Source organism: Pseudomonas sp. AU11447 (assembly GCF_001672555.2).
Taxonomy (GTDB): Bacteria; Pseudomonadota; Gammaproteobacteria; order Pseudomonadales; family Pseudomonadaceae; genus Pseudomonas; species Pseudomonas nitroreducens.
Genome location: NZ_LZDG02000017.1, coordinates 294,515 through 318,076, shown reverse-complemented (window position 1 = coordinate 318,076; position 23,562 = coordinate 294,515). Strand labels below are relative to the sequence as shown.

Genomic DNA, 23,562 nt, shown 5'->3' with positions numbered 1-23,562 from the left:
CACCGTCTTCCGATGTTACAAAGCCAACTGCTGCAAAGCCTGCTCGCATGCTACGCACTCGGCGCCTGCGGCGGGGGTGGCCGACGGGCCGAAATGGACTAGGAAAATTCGGGCTTGGTCGCACTCGAAGCTGCCGCTACCCTGACGGCCTGCAAAACGAGGCCGGCCAATCGAGGAAGCTCCATGACCTTGCGTTCCATCTGCGTATTCTGCGGCGCCAGCCCCGGCGCCACCCCGATCTACCAGGAAGCCGCCGAAGCCCTCGGCCGCCACCTCGCCGAGAACGGCATCCAACTGGTCTATGGCGGTGGCGCCGTAGGCCTGATGGGCATGGTCGCCAACGCTGCGCTGGCCGCTGGCGGCGAAGTCATCGGCATCATCCCGCAGAGCCTGAAGGACGCCGAAGTCGGCCACAGCGGCCTGACGCGTCTGGAAGTGGTCGACGGCATGCACGCGCGCAAGGCCCGCATGGCCGAGCTGAGCGACGCTTTCATTGCCCTGCCTGGTGGCCTGGGCACCCTGGAAGAGCTGTTCGAGGTCTGGACCTGGGGCCAGCTCGGCTACCACGCCAAGCCCCTGGGCCTGCTGGAGGTGAACGGCTTCTTCGACCCGCTGCTGACCTTCCTCGACCACCTGGTACAGGAGCGCTTCGTGCGCCAGCCCCATCGCGACATGTTGCAGCGCGCCGCCTCGCCCGCTGAGCTGGTCGACGCCCTGGCCGCGTGGAAGCCCCTGGCGGCGCCCAAGTGGGTGGACCGCACGCCAACGTGACGCGCCACTACCAGCAGCGCTCCGCGGCCGCACCACGGAGCCCGCTGCTGGCCAGCGTCAGTGTTCCGCAGTTATCGCCCGCCATGCTGCCCTGAGGCTCGGCCATCAGCGTGAAGCTCGCGGCCCCAGGCTCGTCGGCGAAACCCAGGCGATAGCGCACCGGCCCGTTTCGTGGTGAATGCTGATACGGCAGGCTCGCGCCCACGTAACTGCCATGGCTGGTGTAGTAGCGTTCCAGGTACTGCGCCAACTCCACCAGGGATTTCTGTGCGTCCACCCGGTGAACCCGGCGGATATGGTCCTGGTAGGTCGGTACGGCGATGGCCAGCAGGATACCGATCAGCGCCACCGTCGTAAGCATTTCCAGCAACGTGAAACCATTGCGATGCACGGAAGCCTTCATCTCAGCGCAGCTCCTGCCAGGCTTTGCGTCCGCTGTCGCCCGGCCAGTCGAGTTCACGCGTGCGGGGGCGCCCGTCTTCGTCCAGCGTCGTGAGCTGCACGCCGCGTTCCCCCTCCCCAGGCCGCACCAGCAGACCACCAGGCTGCCCGATCACCACATTGCCTGCCGCAGACACCACCGGCGATGCCGTGCCGGGATCACCACCGCTGGCAATATCCAGGGCGACGGAGCCGTAGCGCAGGGGATCGTCACAAGGGTCGTCCCCGGGCGCCATGAGGTTGAACAGCACGAAGCGATCCGCACGCACCTGCGCCCGTTCGATCACGCGAGTGCCGTCGGCGGGCAGGTCCAGATACCAGCCTCGACTACCGTCGCCTGGCGAACGGGCGGACAGCGCCAGCGACTGCACGTCGAGGCTTTGCGCCGACAAGCGGGTACGCCCTACCGTCGCGCTACCGTCGTCGAGAACGCCGTACAGGCTTTCGACCTTCTCAGGCTCTGCGGGCAGGTTATCGCCCACCCGGTAATATCGCCCGGTGCCGAACATCACTCGCACCGCACCACTGCCATCTCGCGCCACGGCAATGGGCGCAGAAATCACCTGAGCCACTCCCTTCGCATCGACGGCCTTGAACAGCGCCCCTCCGGCCAGCGAAACGGGAATGGCCGAATCCTGGCCGTCATCGCCTGCGAGATCCACGCGCCAGAGATTGCCACGACCGTCCCCGACGTACAGGCGATCGGCCGTGACATCGCCCGCACTGCTGATCGCCGTCACCGGCCCCAGGTCTCCGGCGCCGGGCAGCCTGATGCGCTTGAGCGGGCGACCATCCGCTGCATCGAGCAGCCAGAGCTCGCCGTCCTTGCCCTGCGGGTCACGGGCGCCGGAGGACAGCGCCACCACAAACCTTCCCGACGCCAACGCCAGCAAGGCCGGGCGGCCCAGGCTGTAGCCGAGTTCCGGGTGACTGAACTCCCACAGCACGCTGCCTGGCTGCATACGCTGCGGATCGCTGATATCCAGGGCGAAGACGCTGTTGCCTCCCGCTCCTGGAGTGCCTACCAGCAAGGTGCGCCAGCGCCCTTCGATCCAGGCATTCCCAATGCTCGGCGAGCCATCCACGAAGTAGCGGTGCACGTAGCCCGGAGCGGCCAGTTCGCGCAGATGGGCGAAGACCGCAGCCGGCACATAGGCAAACAGCTCACGCCCATCGCGTGCATCGAAACCATGCAGCATGCCGTCATTGGCGCCGACTGCCACCAGGGGCGCACGTTGCTGATAGGCCGCACTGTCGAGGAAGTCGCGATAGGCGCTGCCCAGGGTCTGCCCGTTGGCCAGCGGCTGGGGCAGCGCGGCATACGGCTGTGGGTCATGCCAGGAGTAGGCCGGGCGCGAATGGACGATGTCGCCCAGCCGGCTGCCGCGCTGCCGGTAAGGTCGGAGGCTCGCCGCCGAGTCGCGCTCGTCCAGCCTGGAACCACGCAGGTAGTCGAGCAGGCGCTCACCGTCGTTGCCATCGTCGACCAGCGCCTCACGCTGCCGATCATCCAGCGCGGGCCAGGCGAAGGCGACGCCCTGCCGCGCGGTACCCGAACCGTCCGGCGTGCGGACAGTGAAGATGTTTCTCCCGCCCAGTTGTGCCTGGTTAAGCTCATCCAATCGTTGCGCCGCCGACCAGACAGGCTTCGCCGAACTCCCCTGCCAAAGCAGCAGGTCGCCGCTCCACTTCGTCGGGTCCAATGTCGTGCTGAATACCTGGTCGGAACGCCCGCCCGCAATGAACTGGCTGAACGCCCCTGCGCCGCTCTCTGCAGTGCGTGCGAACGCCCGCTGCAGCTCATCACGCCAGCGCGCCGGCTCCGTGGCGTCCAGAAGATTGTCCGGGCGTACCGCAGTGGAGATCACTGCATCGTGCCACCAGGCCGTCGGCAGCGGCGCATCCTGCTCATGACGGTAGCCCTTGGGCACGGAGAAACCGCCATATTTCGTCGCCAGCCAGAGGGTGCTGCCCTGTCCTGCCGGCTCGATGGGGAGCCAGTAGGTGGAAAGCGTCTGTCGCCCCGGAATGTCCGTACGGAGATCGCGGGTGTGCGCGTCGTAAGCGAGGCCGGCGAAGTCGAGGGTCGCGTCGTCGGCACCTGCTCCCTCGATGGCGGCCACGCGGCTAGCGGCCTGGGCCATATCCACGGCCGGGTCCTTCCCCGCGAGGCGAGGCAGGCTCTCGCCAATTCGCGCCTCCCCCGCACCACCCAGCCCGAGAACGCTGTTGCGCTGGCAGGCATGGCTGATCGGGTCACCCCAGGGCGCGACGGCAGGGAACACACGGCCGGCGCCAGCATCGGCCGGCGCCGCAAGGCTGCCCTGGTTTCTCAGGTAGCGGGTCGCCGCATACAACGACTCGCCCAGGTCATCCCCGCGGCGCAACGCCGCCTCGTCGAAGCGGTTGAGGTAGTCGATTACGCCGCTGCGGCCGGATGCATCCTGGTCCGGGTTGGCGAGAAATATGCCGCTGCGTGCCGACCATTCCGCTTGCGGATTATCCGCGCCGTCGTCCAGTTTCGGGCCGATGAACGTGTGTCGGGCACGCAGCACGACATTGCTGGTTCCGTCGCTATCAGCCCGGCCAAGCACGCTGACCTGCAGCCGGCTGGCGTACTGCTGCAATAGACCTTCGGGCTTGGACTGGCCGTCATAGCGGTGGCAGTTCCGCTCGAGCATGCCAGCCACACAGACCTGTACCCGGACTGGCAAGCGATAGGTTTCCGCGGCCTGCACAACAGTCCCGGCGAGGTAGTCCTGCGGCTCACCGGCAAACGCCGGGCTGCGGCTGAACAGGAGGCTGCGATCCTGCCCGGCGATGCGGAACGACAAGGACAGCCCGGAAAACGGCGTGGCTCCACCCGCGAGCACCGTGGATAAATGGCGGTCCGGGAAGCTGCCGTCGACTTCCGTATTGCGCGCCTTCTGCAGCACTGTCGTGCCGGCGGTATCGATGTAACGGTCTCCGCCGGTCAGCGCGGAGCGCACGACATCGAGGCGCTGAGCCGTTGCCCAGTTGAGGAAGTTGCCGCTCCAGGCGCCAGAGCAGAGATGTTCCTGCGCCGCCCGCAGGGGCTCGAAGTACTGCTGCGCGGGCTCCTGGCCATAACACTTCGCAGGATCGAAATAGCCGGCGTACGTCCGCTCGGGAATGTAGGTATCCCCCGAGTGGGCAGCCGCCGCAACGGACGAATGAGCCGTCGAAGGCAGCAGCACGAGATTGCCCGGAGCGCCGCCGCCAACCTGCAACGGCACCTGGCTGATCGGCGTGGCGCTTGCCAGCCCGTGCAACCCTGCCATGAGCGCCAGCGGCGCGTATTTCCATCCTCGTGCCACCACCACCTCCCTGTCGTCCGTCAGCGAATGAAGTAGATGCTGCGCAACCGCGCACTGGAGACCGGCTCGCCCGATGGCTGGCGGCGCACACCGTAGCCCGCTGCGCTCACTTCCACCGCCACGCCATACGCAGCCCTGCCCATGCCCACTTCCAAGCCTTCGTTGTTCAGCAGCCGCAGGAACTTCAGTTGGTAACGCGGTTGGCGCGCGAGATCCGGAGCGCCTGTGTCGCCTGTCGAAATGTCTGCGGCAACGTCATAGGCAGCGGCGTCGAGATGAACACGCCTATAGAGGTCGCGTGCCGCCAGTTCGCCCGCACGCAACGCAGACTCGGCTTCCTGAAATGCCATTTGACGATCACGCAGATTCCCCGCCATGCGCTCCTCCAGGCTCGCCAGGCGCATACCGGCCAGCCCGATGAGCGTCAGCAGCAACAGCATCACCAGGGTGACCAGCAGCACTGCGCCGCGCTGGGCGCGCCAACGCCTCATTCGGCCCTCACGGCATTGCGCAGCACAGTGGTGCTGCTCATCACCATGCGCAGACGACGCTCCGCATTGGCGGTCAGCGTTCGTCCGTCGAATACCAGCGCTGTCGGCGCCTCGTCGACGTTGCGGGTCAGGCTCTGCAACAGCAGGCTGACGCGCACCGTGCGCACCCTGCTCCACTCGATAGCGGCCATCTCCCACGCGGCCTTGTAGATCGCGACGGCGTCGCCGCCTACGCCAGCAACGCCATAGCGCAGGCTTAGCCCAGCCACGCCGGAAACCAGCTCGTCGGTCTGTTGCTTGTCGCTGCTCTCGCTGTTGTAGGTGACGAAGAGGCCCGGCGAGCCCCCTTCCCCCTTGCCGATCCAGTAGATGGCGTAGCGATAGGGATAGGCGCGGGTGGCCGAGGCCAGGAAGTGGCCCAACGCGCGGTTAGCGACCAGGGTGCTCGCACTGCCGGCGTTTCGCATCAGCAGGCACGACTGCAGATCGGAGAGCAGGTAATACGCCCCGGTCGAGGCACCAGCGGAGGCCAGGACGACCTGATTGCCGACGACCGAGCGCGCCGCAAGCGCGGGCTCGCCGACATAGCGCAGCAACAACGCATCCGTATTCGCCAGCTTCCCGGAGGGCACCCAGGCCGGCGCCGTCATGCCGCTGCCGTAGCCTTCGATGCCCGCCCTTTCCAGGGCAAACTGCGCAGTGCCAGCCCCGCTGGCATTCACCACGCCGGACGGACAAGCACTGACGAACCCGGCAGTGCGCAGGTCCTGTGCGAGGATGTCGAAGGCGAAACGCCCGCTTTCCTGAAGCTCGGCCAGGGCAAGGCTGGCGTGGTAGGTCTGCTTGCTGCTCAGCAGCACTTCGATCACGCCCGCCATGAGCAGCAGGCTGAGTGCCATGGCGATCAGCAATTCCACCAACGACAGGCCGCGCTGGGCGGTGGCGTCCATGTCAGAGTGAGGTGCGATAGGTAAAGGTTTCCCAGCGTTCGCCATCGCTGGGCCACCGACCTCGCGCACGACTGTCGTCCCAACGGATAGCGATCTCCACGCGGTACAGTTCGCCGCCGCGGAACACCCGCACCGAGCCGCCGCCTGATCCGCCCAGCGCCGTGCAGACCGTATTGCGCCATTGGCTGAGATCGAGTTGCGCACGACTGCTGCCGGAAACCGCCGGGCAATCTCCGGTCGGCTCGGCAAAGGCGAGGTCGTAGGCGCCCGCGCGGGCCGCCGGCAGGTTCGCCCGCAGGAGGTCGCTCATCTCGCTGGCCAGCCAGGAAGCCTGTGAGCGCTGCAATGCGCTGTAGCTGGCGGCGACTCCGACGTTCTGCAGGCCCGCCAGCCCCAGCAGGCCGATGGACAGGATCACCACCGAAACGAGCAGTTCGACCAGGGTGAACCCTCTGGCCAGCAAGCGACTTCCCATGGCTTCGCCTCGCTACTGAGCGGATTGTGCGTCGTCGTGGGACGGCGCTCCGATCTCTAGAGTGCGAGGTGTTTCAAGGCCGGGTCAGCCAGACTGCGCGCCGAAATCGCCGGGAAATTTCCGCGCGAATAGACGATCAGGCGCAGGCGCGGGAAGGCTTTCGACGGTGGAAACCACCGATCCCGGAGGCACGACCGCTCATCACGGCGGGCCCAAAGAAAAGGCCACCGTGCGGTGGCCTTTTCCGATCCCGTAGCGATCAGCCGTTGGCCGACTGCTGCACGATCACCGTCTGCGCCGGCATCGGTGCCGGGAAGTCGGTGCCCAGGGCTTCCTTGATGGTGCGGTTGGTGTCGAAGTAGACCTGCCAGTAGACGTCGTTATGGCAGTACGGACGTACCCCCAGCACCGGGCCGACAAGGTTGAACTCGAGGATTTCCACATCCACCGGCGGATCGCTCAGCACGTTGGGAATCGCCGCGATGCGCTGCTTGAGCACGGCCGCCGCGGCCTGCCAGTCGGCAGCGCCGGAAAGCTGCGCCTTGAGCTCCACGCGACGGTACGGGTTGTGGGTGAAGTTCTGGATGTTGTCGCTGAAGATCTTGTTGTTGCCCACCAGGGTCATCACGTTGTCCGGGGTGTTGATCGCGGTGGCGAACAGGCCGATCTCCTTCACGGTGCCGGTGACGCCGCCGGCGCAGATGAAGTCGCCCACCTTGAACGGTCGCAGCACGATGATGAAGCCGCCGGCTGCCAGGTTCGCCAGCAGCCCCGACCAGGCCATGCCGATGGCCAGGCCGATGGCTGCGATCAGCGCCGCGAGGCTGGTGGTCTGCACGCCGAAGTAGCCGAGGATGCCGACGACCAGAAGGATGTTCAGGGTGACGGTGATGAAGGAGCCGACGTAGCGCAGCACCGTCGGATCGACGCTCTGCTTGGCCAGCGCCTTTTCCACCAGGTTGACGGCGAAGCTGATCAGCCAGCGACCGAGCACCCAGAAGAGAATGGCTACGAGAATCTTCACACCGAACGCGAGCGCGTACTGCGAAACCGTCGCCCACAGTGCGTTGATCTTCTCCGTACCCACGTTGATGATGTTCGTATCGTCCATGGAAGCGCACCTGCGAGAGAAAGGGACCAGATGAACGCTAGCACGGCCCCAGCGGTTTGCTCGTTGCAGTGCGCAGCCCAGAGCCACGGCGGGCTCCGGGCGTCATGGAGCTAGCAGTCGCCGGGTAGCGAGGCGATCCAGCGATTGAGCAGTTCCAGCCCCTCGCGGTGCACCAGGGTGCGGCCCAGCTCGGGCATCATGTCGCCCGGCTTGTCGCTGCCGACCCGGTAGCTGAGCACCGATTTGTCCGGGCTACCGGGGTGGATGTCCTCCAACCGCCCGCCCGTGCCGCCGCCCGCCGCCACCGGTGGTTTGCAGAGGCCATAGGCGATGGAAACCGGCGTGTGCGGGTCGAGGTGCAGGCCCGAAGTACGTGCCGCGCCCTTGGGGTTATGGCAGTGCGAGCAGTTGGCGTCGAGGTAGCTGCGCGCCTGTTTCTCCAGGTCCTCACCGGGACGCGGATGGCCCCACAAGGCGTTCTGCGGCACCTGCGCCAACGCCGGCAGGCCCTTGAGGAAGCCGCGTGCCTGCCAGTGCTGCAGCTGGTTTTCGCTGCCCTCGGCGTAGGCGAAGTCCTTGTTCAGGTGCCGCGCCTTGGGCCCCAGCGGGGCGATGCCGCCGCCCTTCTGCTCGGCGTGGCATTCGGAGCACTGATTGGCGTCCGGCACCATGTAGGTGAAGGCAGCCTTCTTGCCATCCTCGGCGGTCAACTCCAGCGCCGGGCTGTCGCCGGCGAGTTCCAGCGTCGCCTCGCTCTGGTCGGCATTCCACACGTAGGGCAGCGCCGCCCAGCCGTCCTTTTGCCGCACCAGCACACGGGTTTCCACCAGGTGGACCTTGCCCATGTCCAGCCCGGCCTTGGGGTCGCGGTCGTCCTGGCTGTTCTGCAGCAAGTTGCCCTGGGCGTCCCTGGGGTAATAGAAGGTCTTGGTCAGCACGGTGCCGACGGGGTAGTCGAAGCGGTCCTCGGCGTACTGCGCCGACTGACCCTCGGGCATCCATACGGTGCGCAGCTTGTGCGCGTAGTCGGTGAACAGCGGGGTGTTGAGGTCATACGGCAGCACCTCGGCGGCCGGCGTCAGGTGGCCGTCCGCCAGGTGCAGCATGCCCCAGCCGCTGAGCTTTTCCGGGTAGTCATCACCTTCGGGCTGATAACGCGGCTTGCTCTCCTGCCCGCATCCGGCCAGTGCACCAGCAAGGGCAGCGGCCAGGGCGAGCGACAACAGGAACGAAGCGGGTTTCGTCATGCCTTGTTGCCCTTCTCGCCGAGGCCGGCCTGCTCGATTTTCGGCAGCGGCTTGAGCTTGCACTGGTGGCTGCTCATGTCGGTGCTGATGTTCTTGTAGCCGTTGGGACCGTCGACGTTGACGATGCCGGCGCTGCCGTTGTCGATGCAGATGGCCAGGGCTTCCGGAAGCTTGCCGTCGACCAGTTTCTTGTCGTTGAAGTAGCCGTCCCAGAGGATGTCCGGCAGGCGCCCGTTGAGACCGAACTTGGCGATCTTCAGGGCCTTGAGCTCCAGGTGGTCGGGGCTGTCGCCGCCCGGACCGAAGGTGTTGCCGTGGATGAAGATGCCTTCGGGGTACGGGTCGAAGTTGGGCTGGGTGGCCTTGCCCGAATAACCGGTGCTGAAGTAGCTGCTGACGATGACGTTGGCGGTCTTGTGGTTGCCGATCTTGTTGTCGAAGATCTCCACGTCATCGTTGGAGTTCACCACCACGCCCGAGCCCGCCGGTACGCTGGCCACTGGCGTGCCCTTGTGGCCGAAGTTCTCGTGGTTGTTGCCCTGCACATCGTTGTCGAAGACGCGGGTGCCGCGTCCCGGCTGCGGCAGGTTGGGCATGTTGAAGACGAGGATGCCGCCGGTATTGTCGGTGGCGACGTTGTTGTAGACGTCGGCGCCGATGGTGTTCTCGATCTCGATACCGGCGACGTTGCGCTCGGCGCGGTTGTTGCGCACGACCACGTTGCGCGACTGGCCGACATAGATACCCGAGTCGGAGGCGCCGATCGCGACGTTGCCTTCGAGCAACGTGTTTTCGGTCTGTACCGGGTAGATGCCGTAGCCGCCGTTCTCGGTAGCCGGGCCGTTGGTCCATTCGGTGCGGATGTTGCGGATGACGATGTTCTTGCCACCGATGACCTTCAGGCCGTCGCCCTTGGCGTCCTCGATGGCCAGGCTCTCGATGGTGAAGTCGGAGGCGTCGACGAACAGGCCTTCGGCACCGGCCTTCTGGTTCTTGAAGCTGAGGATGGTCTTGTCCATCCCGGCGCCGCGGATGGTCACGCCGTCCACCTTCAGGCTCAGGCTGCGGTCCAGGTGGTAGGTGCCGGCGGGAATGTCGATGACATCGCCGGCCTTGGCCTTGATCAGGCGCGCCTGCAGGTCTTTCTGGAAGTCGGCGCTGACGGCAGCGGTGGGCTTGTCACCTTCGCCGCAGGCGGCCAGGGCAACGGAGAGAGCGAGAAGGGAGAGAGTGGCGAGACGCATGGCGGGCTCCGGTCTTGTTTTTATGATATGGAACTATCGTACCAAATAAGTCCGAGAATACTCCTACATCCCGCGCCACGCCAGCCCTTCAGACACATCGCACTTTGATTGATTGACGTCAGGGTTTAGCGGTGGCGGATCGGGATGATCTGCGCTTCCAACCCAAGGAGTGCACGGATGAGCTTCATGCCCTGGAACGACGAGTTCGTGATCGGAATCGAGCGGATCGATGAACAGCACCGCTGGCTGGTCGACCTCACCAATGCGCTGTACGACAGCCTGAACGGCCCGGAGGACGAGGGCCAGCCCATCGGCGAGTTGCTGGAGCAACTGGTGGAGTACACGATGAATCACTTCATCGTCGAGGAAGTGCTGTTCCAGCGCCTGGGCTACCCCGAGGAGGAAGCGCACCGGGCCGAGCATGATCGTTTCAATCGGCAGATCATCGACCTGCTGTACCGCCACGAGGATGGCGAGGTCGTCTCGGTCGAGGCCCTGGAGCTTCTCAAGTCCTGGCTGATCCACCATATCCTGAAGGTGGACAAGGCTTACGTGGGCTTCTTCAAGCAAAAAGGCGTGACCGCTTAACGGGCACGCCTTTTCTCGATTGCAGCAAACCAGGGGTCAGCGCGGAATATTGGGCTGTCGCTTGGTGGTGCGCTTCTTGCCCTTGGCGTAGCCGCTGGCCTTGCCTTCCTCGGCCTTGTTCCACGGCTTGGAGCCGTTGCTGGCGCGCGGCGGCAGGCCAGTGTGCTGGGTCAGCAGCGGCTTGCCGGTCTTCTTGCTGCCGGCGGGGGTGGAATTCTTGCGGCGCGCGCTCTGGTACTCGTCGGTCTGCGGCTGGTAGGTCGGGATCAGGTGATGCTTGCCGTTGCCGATCAGGTCGGCGCGGCCCATGCGCTCCAGCGCCTCGCGCAGCATCGGCCAGCCCTTCGGGTCGTGGTAGCGCAGGAAGGCCTTGTGCAGGCGGCGCTGCTGGTCGCTCTTGACGATGGTCACGCCGTCGCTCTTGTAGGTCACCTTGCGCAGCGGGTTCTTGCCCGAGTGGTACATGGCGGTCGCGCTGGCCATGGGCGAGGGATAGAACGCCTGCACCTGGTCCGCGCGGAAGCCATTGCGCTTGAGCCACAGGGCGAGGTTCATCATGTCCTCGTCGGTGGTACCCGGATGCGCCGCGATGAAGTACGGGATCAGGTACTGCTCCTTGCCCGCCTCCTTGGAGAACTTCTCGAACATGCGCTTGAAGGCGTCGTAGGTGCCAATGCCCGGCTTCATCATCTTCGACAGCGGGCCTTCCTCGGTGTGCTCCGGGGCGATCTTCAGGTAGCCGCCAACGTGGTGCGTCACCAGTTCCTTGACGTACTCGGGCGACTCCACGGCCAGGTCGTAGCGCAGGCCGGAGGCGATCAGGATCTTCTTCACGCCCGGCAGGGCGCGGGCCTTGCGGTACAACTCGATGAGCGAGGAGTGGTCGGTGTTGAGGTTCTCGCAGATGCCCGGCCACACGCAGGACGGCTTGCGGCAGTGACGCTCGATTTCCGGGTCCTTGCAGGCGATGCGGTACATGTTGGCGGTCGGGCCGCCGAGGTCGGAGACCACGCCGGTGAAGCCCGGCACCTTCCGCATCGCCTCGATCTCGGCAAGGATCGACTCGTGGGAGCGGTTCTGGATGATCCGCCCTTCGTGCTCGGTGATCGAGCAGAAGGTGCAGCCACCAAAGCAGCCACGCATGATGTTCACCGAGAATCGGATCATCTCGTAGGCCGGGATCTTTTCCTTGCCATACAGCGGGTGCGGCACGCGCGCATAGGGCATGCCGAACACGTAGTCCATTTCCTCGGTGCTCATCGGGATGGGCGGCGGGTTGAACCACACGTCCACCTCGCCGTGCTTCTGCACCAGGGCGCGGGCGTTGCCCGGATTGGTCTCCAGGTGCAGCACGCGGTTGGCGTGGGCGTAGAGCACCGCGTCGCTGCGCACCTTCTCGAACGACGGCAGGCGGATCACCGTACGCTCGCGCTCCAGGCGCGGGTGCGCCAGCAGCTGCACGACCTTGGCTTCGTTCGGATCTTCCTGCTCGCCCTTCTCCTGCTCGATGGCGCAGGCGGCGGTGTCCTGGGTGTTTACGTAGGGGTTGATGATCTTATCGACCTTGCCCGGACGGTCGATGCGGGTGGAGTCCACCTCGAACCAGCCTTCGGGAGTGTCGCGGCGCACGAAGGCGGTACCGCGCACGTCGGTGATCTGCTCGACCCGCTCGCCGGCAGCCATGCGCTGGGCGATCTCCACCACGGCGCGCTCGGCGTTGCCGTACAGGAGGATATCGGCGGTGGCGTCCATCAGGATGGAGCGGCGCACCTTGTCCTGCCAGTAGTCGTAGTGCGCGATGCGGCGCAGCGAAGCCTCGATGCCGCCGAGGATGACCGGGGTATCGCTGAAGGCTTCCTTGCAGCGCTGGCTGTAGACCAGGCTGGCGCGATCCGGGCGACGACCGGCCAGGCCACCCGGGGTGTAGGCGTCATCGCTGCGGATTTTCTTGTCCGCGGTGTAGCGGTTGATCATCGAGTCCATGTTGCCCGCCGCCACGCCGAAGAACAGGTTCGGCTGGCCGAGCTTCATGAAGTCGTCCTTCGAACGCCAGTCCGGCTGGGCGATGATGCCCACGCGGAAGCCCTGGGCCTCCAGCAGGCGGCCGATGATGGCCATGCCGAACGACGGATGGTCGACGTAGGCGTCCCCGGTGACGATGATGATGTCGCAGGAATCCCAGCCCAGCTGATCCATCTCTTCCTTGCTCATGGGCAGGAACGGCGCCGGGCCGAAACACTCGGCCCAGAACTTGGGATAGTCGAACAGCGGCTTGGCGGCTTGCATCACGGGCACCGTGGGTATCTCTAGTAGGGATCGCGGAAAAACGCGGGCGCGGAATATAGCACAAAAAGTGTACAAATCCGACCAGCGAACTCAGATTTACGGGGGATTTAACCTTCCGACGGTAGATTGCCAATGCCATCATCTGGCTATACTTCAGCCACTATCCGCAGTACGCCTGGCCAACCCGCCCAGGCCAGGGAGTGCCTGTCGTGCGTCGTGCCATCGTACTGTTGCTTACCCTGCTGTTCTGCCACACGGCGCTAGCCTTCGAACTCGACGACAAGGCCAGCGGCGCCTGGCTCAATGATCACCTCGAATTGCTGCAGGAGCGCGACGGCCCGCTATCGCTGGCAGCCGTGCAGGCCAGCCGCGACTTCGTTCCGGCCAACGGCCGCACCAGCGTAGGCCAGAGTCCTGACGGCTGGTGGCTGCGCCTGGACCTGGACCGCCGTACCGCGCCGCTGGGCGGCTGGTGGCTGGAAGTCGATGCCGTCAACCTGAAGGACCTGCGCCTCTACATACCCGACGAGCGGGGCATCTACCGGGAAACGCTGTCCGGCGAGGCCGTGCCTTTCGCCCAGGGCCGTGACCGCGACTACCGCCGACCGCTCTTCCACCTGCCCGAAGGCACCGGCCCGGTGCGCATCTATGCCCGCGTCTACGACCCGGCCGGCAATTCGTTCCCACTGCGCATCTGGTCGCTGGATGATCTGCAGGATCATCGCGCCGATACCAGCCTGTTCCTGGGTTTCATCTACGGCCTGATCGCCGCCCTGCTGCTGTACAACCTGTTCATCCTGCTGACCCTGCGCGACCCGGCGTACTTCTGGTACGTGCTGACGACCGCCAGCGCCCTGCTGTTCAGCCTGGGCATGAGCGGCCACGGTTTCGAGTACTTCTGGCCCGATCACCCGGTGCCCTGGTGGCTCGACCGCATCACCCTGCCCTCGCTCTGGGGCCTTTGCGTACACCGCTTCACCATCACCCTGCTGCAGACCCGCCGCTACGTGCGCTGGTCGCACTGGCTGCTGAACCTGAACTGCGCGCTGTACGTGCTGACCATCGTCCTCGGCGCACTGCAGTTGCGCGGCGTGGCCGGCTGGATGCTGGTGGCGATCACCCTGATCGGCGTGCCGGCGGCGCTGGGCGGTGCCGTGGTGCGCTGGCGCCAGGGTTCATTCCCGGCCTTCCTCTACCTGCTCGGCTTCGGCCTGGTACTGACCAGCGTGAGCATCTCGGTGATGCGCGCCACCGGCGTGGTGCAGCCCTCGCCATTGACCTCGTACATCTTCCCCATCGCCGTAGCGATGGAGTCGGTACTGTTCTCCTTCGCCCTCACCTCGCGAATCCAGGGCCTCAAGCGCGAGCGCGCGCAGGCACTGGAGCAGGCGGATCGGGAAAAGAGCGCGCGCCTGACCCTCATGCAGAGCGCCCAGCAAGACCTGGCCACAGCCGTGGCCGAGCGCACCGCCGAACTCACCCAGAGCAACCAGCTGCTGCGCGAGCGCGAAGTACAGCTGCAACACGCCGCACACTACGACCCGCTGACCGGCCTGCCGAACCGTCGCTACCTGGTGGAACATGCCGAGCACGCCCTGGCCCATGCCCAGCAGAACGGCGAGACCCTGGCGCTGATGCTGATCGACCTCGACCACTTCAAGCCGATCAACGACAGCCACGGGCATGACGCGGGCGACTTCATGCTGCAGAACGTCGGCAACCGCCTGCGCCAGTGCGTGCGCGGCAGTGATTGCGTGTCGCGCCTGGGCGGAGACGAATTCGCAGCATTGATTTCCGGGCCCGATGCCGAGAGCCACGCCAAGGAGATCGCCTGCCGCATCCTCAATGAACTGTCGCGACCGGTGAAGTTCGACAGCCTGGAGCTGCGCGTCACGCCGAGCATCGGCGTGGCCATCTACCCCAGCCACGCCATGCAGTTCAGCAAGCTCTACAAGGCCGCCGACCAGGCGCTCTACGAGGTGAAGGGCAATGGTCGGGCGGCCTACGCCATGGCCAGCGAGGCCGCCGGCGAGACCAGCGATCTCTGGCTGGAAAACGAATGGCTGGAAAGCGAAGACCGCGCCTGATCAGCTGCGGTAACGGCGTGGCACGCGGGCGGTGACCTTGGTCAGCAGCTCATAGCCGATGGTCCCGGCATGGGCGGCCACCTCGTCCACCGGCAGGTTGGCGCCCCACAGCTCGACGCGATCACCCACGGCGGTGCCGGGCAGATCGGTCAGGTCCACTGCAAGCATATCCATGGATACACGCCCGGCCAGCGACGCGCGCCGCCCATCCACCAGCACCGGCGTACCGCTCGGCGCGTGGCGCGGGTATCCATCGGCGTAGCCGCAACTCACCGTGCCGATACGCGACGGCCGCTCGGCCACCCAGGTCGCGCCGTAACCAACGCTCTCACCCACCGCCACCTCGCGTACGGCGATCAGTCGCGCCTCCAGGCTCATGGCCGGGCGCAGGCCCAGTTCAGCGGCGCCGATGTCGGCGAAGGGCGTGGCGCCATAGAGCATGATGCCGGGGCGAACCCAGTCCATGTGTGCGGCAGGAATGGTCAGCACGGCGGCAGAGTTGGCCAGCGAGCGCAGGTCGAAATCCAGGTCCAGCACACTGAGGAAACAGGCCACCTGGTCTTCGGTCAGCTCGTCGCCGCGCAAGTCGGCGTTGGCGAAGTGGCTCATCAGGTTCAGCTCCGCCACCTGCGGAGCCTGGCGCAGGCGCGAATGCCAGTCGCGTAGCGCCTCGGGCGAGAAGCCCAGGCGGTGCATGCCGGTATCCAGCTTCATCCACACATTCAGCGCGCTGGGCAGTTGCGCGGCGAGCAGCGCCTGGGCCTGCTCAGGGCCTTGCACCGCCACATCCAGGCGCAGCTGGGCAGCGATCAGATATTCCGCCGGCTCGAAACAGCCCTCCAGCAGCAGGATGCGGGCGCCGGCGTGCAGAGCGCGTACCTCGGCGGCCTCCTCCAGGCAAGCCACCGCGAAGCCGTCAGCCTCGTCGTGCAGGCAGCTCACCACCTCCCGAGCGCCGTGCCCATAGGCGTTCGCTTTGACCACTGCGAAAGCCTCGCGCCCAGGCGCGCAGCGCTTGGCAACGGCGTAGTTGTGGCGAATGGCGGCAAGATCGACGTGGGCGACGAGCGGGCGCATGGCGGCCTCTGAAATGAAAACGGGCGCCTATCTTAAGGCGCCCGTCGGTCACGCGGAATGCGGCATCGTTACTCGTCTTCGAAGTTGTACATGCCGGGCGCGAGGTTCTCGAAGCGGCTGTAGCGACCGAGGAAGGCCACGCGCACCGTGCCGATGGGGCCGTTCCGCTGCTTGCCGAGGATGATCTCGGCGACGCCCTTGAACTCGGTCTCCGGGTGATACACCTCGTCGCGGTAGACGAACATGATCACGTCGGCGTCCTGCTCGATCGCTCCGGATTCGCGCAAGTCGGAGTTCACCGGGCGCTTGTTGGGGCGCTGTTCCAGCGAGCGGTTGAGCTGGGAGAGCGCCACCACCGGGCAGTTGAATTCCTTCGCCAGCGCCTTGAGCGAGCGGGAAATCTCGGAAATCTCGTTGGTCCGGTTGTCGCCGGCGGAACCGGGGATCTGCATGAGCTGCAGGTAGTCCACCATGATCATGCCGATCTCGCCGTGCTCGCGCGCCAGGCGACGGGTCCGCGCGCGCATTTCCGAGGGCGAGATGCCGGCGGTGTCGTCGATGAACAGCTTGCGGTCGCTGAGCAGGTTCACCGCCGAGGTCAGTCGCGGCCAATCCTCGTCGTCCAGCTTGCCGGTACGCACCTTGGTCTGGTCGATGCGCCCGAGCGAGGCGAGCATACGCATCACGATGGAGTCGGAGGGCATCTCCAGCGAGTACACCAGGATCGCCTTGTCGCTGCGCATCAGGGCGTTCTCCACCAGGTTCATGGCGAAGGTGGTCTTGCCCATGGAGGGTCGGCCGGCCACGATGATCAGATCGGACGGCTGCAGGCCGCTGGTCTTCTCGTCGAGATCGGTGAAGCCGGTGGTGATGCCGGTCAGCGCGTCCGAGGTGTTGAACAGGTGGTCGATGCGATCGATGGTCTTGACCAGGATATCGCCGATGCCCACCGGGCCACCGGTCTTGGGCCGCGCTTCGGCGATCTCGAAAATCTTGCGCTCGGCTTCGTCGAGCACTTCGTTGGCGCTGCGTCCTTCGGGGTTGAAGGCGCTGTCGGCGATATCGCTGCTGATGCCGATCAGCTGCCGCAAGGTGGCGCGCTCGCGGATGATGCCCGCGTATGCCTTGATGTTCGCCACCGAAGGCGTGTTCTTCGCCAGCTCGGCGAGGTAAGCAAGGCCACCCACCTGGGGCAATTGCCCTTCGCGTTCGAGCTGCTCGGAGAGCGTCACCACGTCGATCGGCTGGTTGGCTTCGGCGAGCTTGTAGACAGCGCGAAAGATCAGGCGATGGTCATGGCGGTAGAAGTCACCATCGGACACGGCGTCGGAGACGCGCTCCCAGGCGTTGTTGTCGAGCATCAGGCCACCCAGCACTGCCTGTTCGGCTTCGATCGAGTGCGGCGGCACCTTGAGGGAAGCGGTCTGCAGGTCGTATTGCTCGGGGACGGTGATGTCGTTCATGGGCTCTTCGTGTTGAATGAAACGGCGGAAAAAACAAAGGGCACGGACCGAAGATCGGAACCGTGCCCATTGTTAGCGGACAGCTTCACACAGGCAAGCCGTGGGAAGCGTCCTAGCGACGGATCGCTTACTCGGCGACTACAACCACGTGCAGGGTTGCATCAACATCCATGTGCAGTTGCACTTCGATGTTGTATTCGCCTACAGCGCGCAGGGCGCCGTCGGGCAGGCGAACTTCGCTCTTTTCCAGCGGGTAGCCGGCAGCCGAAACGGCGTCGGCGATGTCGCGGGTGCCGATCGAACCGAACAGTTTGCCTTCGTCGCCAGCATGGGCGCCGATGGTCACGATCAGTTCGGCCAGCTGGGCAGCACGAGCTTCGGCAGCGGCTTTTTTCTCAGCAGCGGCTTTTTCCAGCTCTGCGCGGCGCTCTTCGAAAGCAGCGACGTTAGCAGCGGTGGCAGCGGTGGCTTTGCCCTGCGGCAGCAGGTAGTTACGAGCGTAACCGCCCTTTACGTTCAGCTTGTCGCCCAGGTTGCCCAGTTTGGCGATCTTTTCCAGCAGGATGACTTCCATTTGAGTCTTACCTCTTAACTTTTAACCTTCACCGTTCGCAGCTTTCTGGCGTTTGGCCAGGCGACCGCGAAAATCAAACAGACTGTCGACTACGGCGACAAGACAGATCACATTGCCCAGTACGAATACCAGCAGGTACAGCGGTGCCAGCCAGAAGCCCGGAAGCTTCTTCAGCGCGGCCAGGCCGTGCCCCAGTGCGATCCCGGCGAACAGCAACGGGATCATGCAAAGCGGCGCCAGCATGGTTGCCGCGGGCCCTGCGAAGGGCAGTGCCACAACGCCGACCAGCAGCGCTACAGCCGTGCCCGGCGACAGGCGCAGTGCGCGGAACTCGCGGCCAAACCCTTCCGGGTTGAACAGTACTGCTTGCCAATAACGCGCCAGCATCAGGCACAACAGGCTGATCGTCTGCAGCGAGGCTGCCATCAGGCCGGTGATGGTCGGAACCATCTCCGCCTGCAAGGCGGCCATCTGTTCCGGCGAAAGCTTGGCTTCGGCCAGAACCTGCGGCAGTGCCTTGCCAAATGCATCGGCAAGACCCGCGACCAACCCGGCCGACACCGTGCTGAGCAGCAGCACGAACACCGCACCGAGCACAACGCTCGCCAGCATCACCTGGTTCCAGGACACCTTGCTGCGCAGAACCTGCGCCAGCACGGCACTACCCACCAGAACCAGACTCACGCTGGGGTCACCCAGGTACCACCAGGCCAGTGCCGGAAGCAGCGCCCACACCAGGATGCCAAAGGCATCGCCGGCGCCACGGCGCAACAGCACCAGACTGCCCGCTGCGGCACCGAGCCAGAACAAAGGCTGCAGTACCGCGGCTGCGACGACCACCAGGGTCGCCTGCATGCGGCCTCGCATGACAAATTCAGCCAATGCGCGCATGCGATCTATCCATCAATTCCAGTCGACTGCCCGATCAACGGCCGTGGCTGTCGGTGTAGGGAAGCAGGGCCAGGTAACGGGCGCGCTTGATAGCGGTCGCCAGCTGACGCTGGTACTTGGCTTTGGTGCCGGTGATACGGCTCGGAACGATCTTGCCGGTTTCGGAAACGTAGGCTTTCAGGGTGTTCAGATCTTTGTAATCGATCTCTTTCACGCCTTCAGCGGTGAAACGGCAGAACTTACGACGACGGAAGAAACGTGCCATGTGTGTGGCTCCTCAATACTGGTCCGGGATTACTCGTCAGCGCTGTCGCGGCTATCTTCGCCGTCAGCGGACTCGCCCTCGTTCGATTCGGGACGCTCGCGGCGCTCGCGGCGCTCGTTGCGGCTCTCTTCGGCCTTCAGCATTTCGGACTGGCCGGTAACGGCTTCGTCGCGACGGATGACCATGTTACGGATCACGGCGTCGTTGTAGCGGAAGTTGTCTTCCAGCTCGGCCAGGGCCTTGGCGGTGCACTCGACGTTCATCAGAACGTAGTGAGCCTTGTGTACGTTGTTGATGGCGTAAGCCAGCTGACGACGGCCCCAGTCTTCCAGACGGTGGACTTTGCCGCCGTCTTCTTCGATGGCCTTGGTGTAACGCTCGACCATGCCACCGACTTGTTCGCTCTGGTCCGGGTGAACCAGGAACACGATTTCGTAATGACGCATAAATGCTCCTTACGGATTGCAGCCTGCCGACAAAGCGGTCAGACAAGGAGTGAATGATTTTTTCCTTGCTACCAGAGAAGGCGCGCGAGCGCCTGCCCGGACGGCAAGGGCCGACATTCTAGAGAAGCGTGCCGGGGGGCGCAAGGAAAACTGGTGAAACTTTGAACAGCGCAAGGCGGCACGGGCCGCCTTGCGTGGGGACGTCAGGCGCCAGCCTTGATCTGACGCTGGCGGACGATCTCGAACAGGCACACACCGGTAGCCACCGAGACGTTCAGGCTGCTCACGCTGCCCTGCATCGGCAGCTTGGCCAGGTAGTCGCAGTGCTCGCGGGTCAGGCGGCGCATGCCTTTGCCCTCGGCACCCATCACCAGCACGGTCGGCCCGGTGAGGTCGAGTTCGTAGAGCATCTGCGTCGCTTCGCCAGCAGTGCCGACGATCCACAGCCCGCGCTGCTGGAGCTTTTCCAACGTACGAGCGAGGTTGGTCACCGCCACCAGCGGGATCACCTCGGCGGCGCCGCAGGCAACTTTACGCACGGTGGCGTTGAGGGTCGCAGACTTGTCCTTAGGCACGATCACCGCCAGCGCGCCCGCCGCATCGGCGGTGCGCAGGCAGGCGCCGAGGTTGTGCGGGTCGGTCACGCCGTCCAGTGCCAGCAGCAGTGCGGGACCGGTGGAGCGCTCCAGCAGCTCCTCCAGCATGTTTTCGCCCCACACCTGGCTCGGGCTGACCTCGGCGACCACACCCTGGTGAACGCCCTCGGCCCACTCGTCCAGCTCCTTGCGGTCGCGCGTGCCCACCGGCACGCGCACCTGGCCGGCCAGGTCGACCAGCGCCTGGACGCGCGGATCATGCCGACCTTCAGCCAACCACAGTTGCTTGACCCGCTTCGGGTGATGGCGCAGCAACGCTTCTACGGCATGGACCCCGTAGACCTTTTCCCACTGACTCATTTCTTCGCCTTACCCTTGCCTGCCGGAGCGCCGGTCGATGCACCCGCCTTAGGCTGCGACGCCCCCTTGCGGTGCTTGGTTGACTTGCCGGACCGGGCCTTCTGCTTCGACGGATTGCGCGGCTTGCCTGCGGCGGACGCGGACTTGCCCTTGCCGGTCGCCGGTTTGTTACCGCCGACCTTGGCCTCTTCGAGCAGCGCTTTCTTCACTTCGCGACTCTTGCGCACATCGGTATTGCCGAGCATCTCCTCGGCCTTGGCGAGCATCTCCGGCGCCACCGACGGCAGCGCCTGGACCACGCCAACCTTGCGCTTGCGCGGCGGGTGCGACGGCACCACGGCCACGTCGGGAGCGAAGAATGGATCATCCGCCACCTGGCCACGGGCCTTGACCGGCTTCTCCTTGGCAACTTTGCCCTTGGCAACCGGTTCGGCCTTCTCGCCACGCTTCTTGCGACCAATCGGCGCGCTGAGCACGTTGTCGGAGAGCTCAAAGTCGATCTTGCGCTCATCCAGGTCGACGCGCGCCACGACCACTTCCACGGTATCACCCAGGCGGAAGCTGCGGCCGGTGCGCTCGCCCGCGAGGCGGTGATGCACAGCGTCGAAGTGGTAGTAGTCGCCCGGCAGCGCGGTGACGTGCACCAGGCCTTCGACATAGATGTCGCTCAACTCGACGAAGATGCCGAAACCGGTCACTGCGGTGATCACGCCGGGGAAGGTCTCGCCCACACGCTCGCGCATGAACTCGCACTTCAACCAGTTGGTGACATCGCGGGTCGCCTCGTCGGCGCGGCGCTCGGTCATCGAGCACTGCTCGCCCAACTGAGCCAGGCGCGCTTCGTCGTACGGATAGATGCGTGCCTTCGGCATGCTGGCGGCGCCAACGCGCTGTACGTGTTCCGATGCCGCCTTGGAGCGGATCAGGCCGCGGATGGCGCGGTGGGTCAGCAGGTCCGGGTAGCGACGGATCGGCGAGGTGAAGTGGGTGTAGGCCTCGTAGTTCAGGCCGAAGTGGCCGGCATTCTCGGGGCTGTACACCGCCTGGCTCAGGGAGCGCAGCATCACGGTCTGGATCAGTTGCAGGTCCGGCCGGCCCTGGATGGACTCCAGCAGCTTCTGGTAGTCCGCAGGAGTCGGATCGCCCTTGCCGCGATACAGCGTCAGCCCCAGCTCGCCGAGGAACTGGCGCAGGTTGTTGAGCTTTTCCTGCGGCGGGCCGTCGTGGACGCGGTACAGCGCGGGAATACCATGCTTTTCGAGGAACCTGGCAGTAGCCACGTTGGCCGCCAGCATGCACTCCTCGATCAGCTTGTGCGCATCGTTGCGCTGGGTCGGGCGGATCTCCGAGATCTTCCGATCCGCGCCGAAGACGATGCGGGTTTCCTGGGTCTCGAAATCGATCGCCCCGCGCACGTGGCGCGCGCCGAGCAATACCTTGTACAGGTCATAAAGAGTATTGAGGTGCGGCACCACCGCCGGCAGCTGTTCCTTCAGGCGCTGGCCTTCGGGGCTGTCGGGGGTTTCCAGGTACTGGCTGACCTTGGTGTAGGTCAGTCGCGCGTGGGAATGGATGACGGCCTCGTAGAACTGGTAGCCGGTCATCTTGCCGGCCTTGGAGAGATTCATCTCGCAGACCATGGCCAGGCGATCGACCAGCGGATTCAGGGAGCACAGGCCGTTGGAGAGAATCTCCGGCAGCATCGGGATCACCCGCTCGGGGAAGTACACCGAGTTGCCGCGCTTGGCCGCTTCTTCATCCAGGGCCGAGCCGACCTTCACATAATGAGAGACGTCGGCGATGGCAACGAACAGCTTCCAGCCACCACCCTTGCGCTTCTCGGCGTAGACCGCGTCGTCGAAGTCACGGGCGTCCTCGCCGTCGATGGTGACGAAAGGCAGGGCGCGCAGGTCGACGCGCTTCTCCTTATCCTTCTCCAGCACTTCGGGCTTGAGTTTGGCGGCTTCCTTCTCCACTGCCTCGGGCCAGGTGTGGGGAATGTCGTAGCTGCGCAGCGCGACTTCGATTTCCATGCCCGGCGCCATGTAGTCGCCGAGCACTTCCACCACTTCGCCCTGGGCCTGGCGGTGCACGCTCGGCCAGACATCGATGCGCACCTGGACGAATTGGTTGTGCTTGGCCTTGCCGGCCTTGCCCGGCGGGATCAGCACTTCCTGCTGGATCTTCGGGTTGTCGGCCACGACCGTGCCGATGCCGCTTTCATCGAAATAACGGCCGACGATGGTCTCGTGGGCGCGCTCGACCACCTCCACCACGGCGCCCTCACGGCGGCCGCGGCGGTCGAAGCCGGAGACGCGCGCCAAGGCGCGGTCACCGTCGAACACCAGGCGCATCTGCGTCGGGCTGAGGAACAGGTCGTCGCTGCCGTCATCGGGGATGAGGAAGCCGAAGCCGTCGCGGTGGCCGGCGATGCGGCCGAGGATCAGGTCGAGCTTGTCCACCGGCGCGTAGGCGCCACGGCGGGTATAGATGAGCTGGCCATCGCGCTCCATGGCGCGCAGTCGGCGGCGCAGCGCTTCTTCCGGCTCCTCACCGGAGAGGCCGAGCTCGTCGAGCAATTGGGCCCGCGTAGCGGGCGCGCCGCGTTCGGCGAGGTGCGCCAGGATGAGTTCACGGCTGGGGATAGGGTTGTCGTATTTTTCCGCCTCGCGGGCGGCCTCGGGATCGAGGTTTTGCCAATCGGCCATTAAAGTGCGGTCACCTTATATATAGGGGTATGGTTCGCCATCTGCTTATTGAAGCGCGAAATCCGCTCGTCGGTCAGCTTTGGACGGGAATAAATTTTTTATCGCATCAGGGGTTTACAAGCGAAAACGCTCTCCGTATAGTTCGCGCCCACA

The 23,562-nt window shown here is 65.1% G+C and carries 20 protein-coding genes; 3 read left to right on the top strand and 17 right to left on the bottom strand.

Annotation, left to right across the window (positions count from 1 at the left end):
* Window positions 1-183 precede the first annotated feature (183 nt).
* Window positions 184-771 carry a TIGR00730 family Rossman fold protein gene (locus A6723_RS02075; RefSeq protein WP_054906382.1) on the top strand — a complete coding sequence of 196 codons (588 nt, stop codon included), beginning with the start codon at window positions 184-186 and terminating at the stop codon, window positions 769-771.
* A 7-nt stretch (window positions 772-778) separates the two neighbouring features.
* On the opposite strand, the gene A6723_RS02070 is transcribed toward A6723_RS02075, so the two are convergent.
* The 8 genes from A6723_RS02070 to A6723_RS02035 all read right to left on the bottom strand — a co-directional run bounded on the left by A6723_RS02070 (window position 779) and on the right by A6723_RS02035 (window position 10,068).
* Window positions 779-1,174: a type IV pilin protein gene (locus tag A6723_RS02070; protein WP_054906381.1), complete on the bottom strand. Its 396-nt coding sequence runs from the start codon at window positions 1,172-1,174 to the stop codon at window positions 779-781.
* Window position 1,175: 1 nt separating this feature from the next.
* Window positions 1,176-4,550 carry a pilus assembly protein gene (locus tag A6723_RS02065; protein WP_139092872.1) on the bottom strand — a complete coding sequence of 1,125 codons (3,375 nt, stop codon included), beginning with the start codon at window positions 4,548-4,550 and terminating at the stop codon, window positions 1,176-1,178.
* A gap of 20 nt (window positions 4,551-4,570) precedes the next feature.
* Window positions 4,571-5,011 (bottom strand): PilX N-terminal domain-containing pilus assembly protein, encoded by a 441-nt coding sequence (locus A6723_RS02060; RefSeq protein ID WP_256546183.1) that lies wholly within the window; start codon window positions 5,009-5,011, stop codon window positions 4,571-4,573.
* Window positions 5,012-5,037: 26 nt separating this feature from the next.
* Window positions 5,038-5,991 carry a PilW family protein gene (locus A6723_RS02055; protein ID WP_054906378.1) on the bottom strand — a complete coding sequence of 318 codons (954 nt, stop codon included), beginning with the start codon at window positions 5,989-5,991 and terminating at the stop codon, window positions 5,038-5,040.
* Between the two features lies 1 nt (window position 5,992).
* On the bottom strand, window positions 5,993-6,466 hold the full coding sequence (pilV, locus tag A6723_RS02050; protein ID WP_054906377.1) for a type IV pilus modification protein PilV: 474 nt from the start codon (window positions 6,464-6,466) through the stop codon (window positions 5,993-5,995).
* Window positions 6,467-6,725: 259 nt separating this feature from the next.
* The gene (locus tag A6723_RS02045) at window positions 6,726-7,577 is read right to left on the bottom strand and encodes a mechanosensitive ion channel family protein (RefSeq protein ID WP_054906376.1); all 852 of its coding nucleotides are present in this window, start codon (window positions 7,575-7,577) and stop codon (window positions 6,726-6,728) included.
* Between the two features lie 110 nt (window positions 7,578-7,687).
* Window positions 7,688-8,824 carry an SO2930 family diheme c-type cytochrome gene (locus tag A6723_RS02040; protein WP_054906375.1) on the bottom strand — a complete coding sequence of 379 codons (1,137 nt, stop codon included), beginning with the start codon at window positions 8,822-8,824 and terminating at the stop codon, window positions 7,688-7,690.
* Entirely contained in the window at window positions 8,821-10,068 is a 1,248-nt protein-coding gene (locus A6723_RS02035; protein WP_054906374.1) for a parallel beta-helix domain-containing protein, read from the bottom strand. Before A6723_RS02035 ends, A6723_RS02040 begins: the two co-directional genes overlap by 4 nt.
* Window positions 10,069-10,245: 177 nt before the next feature.
* On the opposite strand from A6723_RS02035, the gene A6723_RS02030 reads away from it, so the two are divergent.
* Window positions 10,246-10,656 (top strand): bacteriohemerythrin, encoded by a 411-nt coding sequence (locus A6723_RS02030; protein ID WP_054906373.1) that lies wholly within the window; start codon window positions 10,246-10,248, stop codon window positions 10,654-10,656.
* Between the two features lie 36 nt (window positions 10,657-10,692).
* Here A6723_RS02030 and A6723_RS02025 read toward each other — a convergent pair whose 3' ends face one another.
* The gene (locus tag A6723_RS02025; RefSeq protein WP_064979545.1) at window positions 10,693-12,942 is read right to left on the bottom strand and encodes a YgiQ family radical SAM protein; all 2,250 of its coding nucleotides are present in this window, start codon (window positions 12,940-12,942) and stop codon (window positions 10,693-10,695) included.
* A gap of 209 nt (window positions 12,943-13,151) precedes the next feature.
* On the opposite strand from A6723_RS02025, the gene A6723_RS02020 reads away from it, so the two are divergent.
* Window positions 13,152-15,029: a GGDEF domain-containing protein gene (locus A6723_RS02020; RefSeq protein ID WP_054906369.1), complete on the top strand. Its 1,878-nt coding sequence runs from the start codon at window positions 13,152-13,154 to the stop codon at window positions 15,027-15,029.
* On the opposite strand, the gene alr is transcribed toward A6723_RS02020, so the two are convergent.
* The 8 genes from alr to rnr all read right to left on the bottom strand — a co-directional run bounded on the left by alr (window position 15,030) and on the right by rnr (window position 23,409).
* Window positions 15,030-16,106 (bottom strand): alanine racemase, encoded by a 1,077-nt coding sequence (gene alr, locus A6723_RS02015; RefSeq protein WP_054906368.1) that lies wholly within the window; start codon window positions 16,104-16,106, stop codon window positions 15,030-15,032. It abuts the gene before it with no gap.
* A 68-nt stretch (window positions 16,107-16,174) separates the two neighbouring features.
* Window positions 16,175-17,569 (bottom strand): replicative DNA helicase, encoded by a 1,395-nt coding sequence (gene dnaB, locus A6723_RS02010; protein ID WP_038803348.1) that lies wholly within the window; start codon window positions 17,567-17,569, stop codon window positions 16,175-16,177.
* A 127-nt stretch (window positions 17,570-17,696) separates the two neighbouring features.
* On the bottom strand, window positions 17,697-18,143 hold the full coding sequence (gene rplI / locus A6723_RS02005) for a 50S ribosomal protein L9 (protein WP_015479134.1): 447 nt from the start codon (window positions 18,141-18,143) through the stop codon (window positions 17,697-17,699).
* A gap of 21 nt (window positions 18,144-18,164) precedes the next feature.
* The gene (locus tag A6723_RS02000; protein WP_037012089.1) at window positions 18,165-19,034 is read right to left on the bottom strand and encodes a hypothetical protein; all 870 of its coding nucleotides are present in this window, start codon (window positions 19,032-19,034) and stop codon (window positions 18,165-18,167) included.
* Between the two features lie 34 nt (window positions 19,035-19,068).
* Window positions 19,069-19,299, bottom strand: a complete 231-nt coding sequence (gene rpsR / locus A6723_RS01995) for a 30S ribosomal protein S18 (protein ID WP_003095634.1) — start codon at window positions 19,297-19,299, stop codon at window positions 19,069-19,071.
* A 29-nt stretch (window positions 19,300-19,328) separates the two neighbouring features.
* Window positions 19,329-19,745 carry a 30S ribosomal protein S6 gene (gene rpsF / locus A6723_RS01990; RefSeq protein ID WP_054906367.1) on the bottom strand — a complete coding sequence of 139 codons (417 nt, stop codon included), beginning with the start codon at window positions 19,743-19,745 and terminating at the stop codon, window positions 19,329-19,331.
* A 203-nt stretch (window positions 19,746-19,948) separates the two neighbouring features.
* A complete protein-coding gene (gene rlmB / locus A6723_RS01985; RefSeq protein ID WP_054906366.1) occupies window positions 19,949-20,701 on the bottom strand; it encodes a 23S rRNA (guanosine(2251)-2'-O)-methyltransferase RlmB in 753 nt (250 codons plus the stop codon).
* Window positions 20,698-23,409, bottom strand: a complete 2,712-nt coding sequence (rnr, locus tag A6723_RS01980; protein WP_054906365.1) for a ribonuclease R — start codon at window positions 23,407-23,409, stop codon at window positions 20,698-20,700. Before rnr ends, rlmB begins: the two co-directional genes overlap by 4 nt.
* Window positions 23,410-23,562: the final 153 nt, after the last annotated feature.

What these genes read in the sequence shown, in the direction of transcription:
- pilV (WP_054906377.1), bottom strand. Translation starts at nt 6,466, where the DNA reads ATGGGAAGTCGCTTGCTGGCCAGAGGGTTCACCCTGGTCGAACTGCTC.
- rnr (WP_054906365.1), bottom strand. Translation starts at nt 23,409, where the DNA reads ATGGCCGATTGGCAAAACCTCGATCCCGAGGCCGCCCGCGAGGCGGAA.
- rpsR (WP_003095634.1), bottom strand. Translation starts at nt 19,299, where the DNA reads ATGGCACGTTTCTTCCGTCGTCGTAAGTTCTGCCGTTTCACCGCTGAA.
- rlmB (WP_054906366.1), bottom strand. Translation starts at nt 20,701, where the DNA reads ATGAGTCAGTGGGAAAAGGTCTACGGGGTCCATGCCGTAGAAGCGTTG.
- A6723_RS02055 (WP_054906378.1), bottom strand. Translation starts at nt 5,991, where the DNA reads ATGGACGCCACCGCCCAGCGCGGCCTGTCGTTGGTGGAATTGCTGATC.
- dnaB (WP_038803348.1), bottom strand. Translation starts at nt 17,569, where the DNA reads ATGAACGACATCACCGTCCCCGAGCAATACGACCTGCAGACCGCTTCC.
- A6723_RS02070 (WP_054906381.1), bottom strand. Translation starts at nt 1,174, where the DNA reads ATGAAGGCTTCCGTGCATCGCAATGGTTTCACGTTGCTGGAAATGCTT.
- A6723_RS02075 (WP_054906382.1), top strand. Translation starts at nt 184, where the DNA reads ATGACCTTGCGTTCCATCTGCGTATTCTGCGGCGCCAGCCCCGGCGCC.
- rplI (WP_015479134.1), bottom strand. Translation starts at nt 18,143, where the DNA reads ATGGAAGTCATCCTGCTGGAAAAGATCGCCAAACTGGGCAACCTGGGC.
- rpsF (WP_054906367.1), bottom strand. Translation starts at nt 19,745, where the DNA reads ATGCGTCATTACGAAATCGTGTTCCTGGTTCACCCGGACCAGAGCGAA.
- A6723_RS02030 (WP_054906373.1), top strand. Translation starts at nt 10,246, where the DNA reads ATGAGCTTCATGCCCTGGAACGACGAGTTCGTGATCGGAATCGAGCGG.
- A6723_RS02000 (WP_037012089.1), bottom strand. Translation starts at nt 19,034, where the DNA reads ATGCGCGCATTGGCTGAATTTGTCATGCGAGGCCGCATGCAGGCGACC.
- A6723_RS02040 (WP_054906375.1), bottom strand. Translation starts at nt 8,824, where the DNA reads ATGACGAAACCCGCTTCGTTCCTGTTGTCGCTCGCCCTGGCCGCTGCC.
- A6723_RS02045 (WP_054906376.1), bottom strand. Translation starts at nt 7,577, where the DNA reads ATGGACGATACGAACATCATCAACGTGGGTACGGAGAAGATCAACGCA.
- alr (WP_054906368.1), bottom strand. Translation starts at nt 16,106, where the DNA reads ATGCGCCCGCTCGTCGCCCACGTCGATCTTGCCGCCATTCGCCACAAC.
- A6723_RS02025 (WP_064979545.1), bottom strand. Translation starts at nt 12,942, where the DNA reads ATGCAAGCCGCCAAGCCGCTGTTCGACTATCCCAAGTTCTGGGCCGAG.
- A6723_RS02035 (WP_054906374.1), bottom strand. Translation starts at nt 10,068, where the DNA reads ATGCGTCTCGCCACTCTCTCCCTTCTCGCTCTCTCCGTTGCCCTGGCC.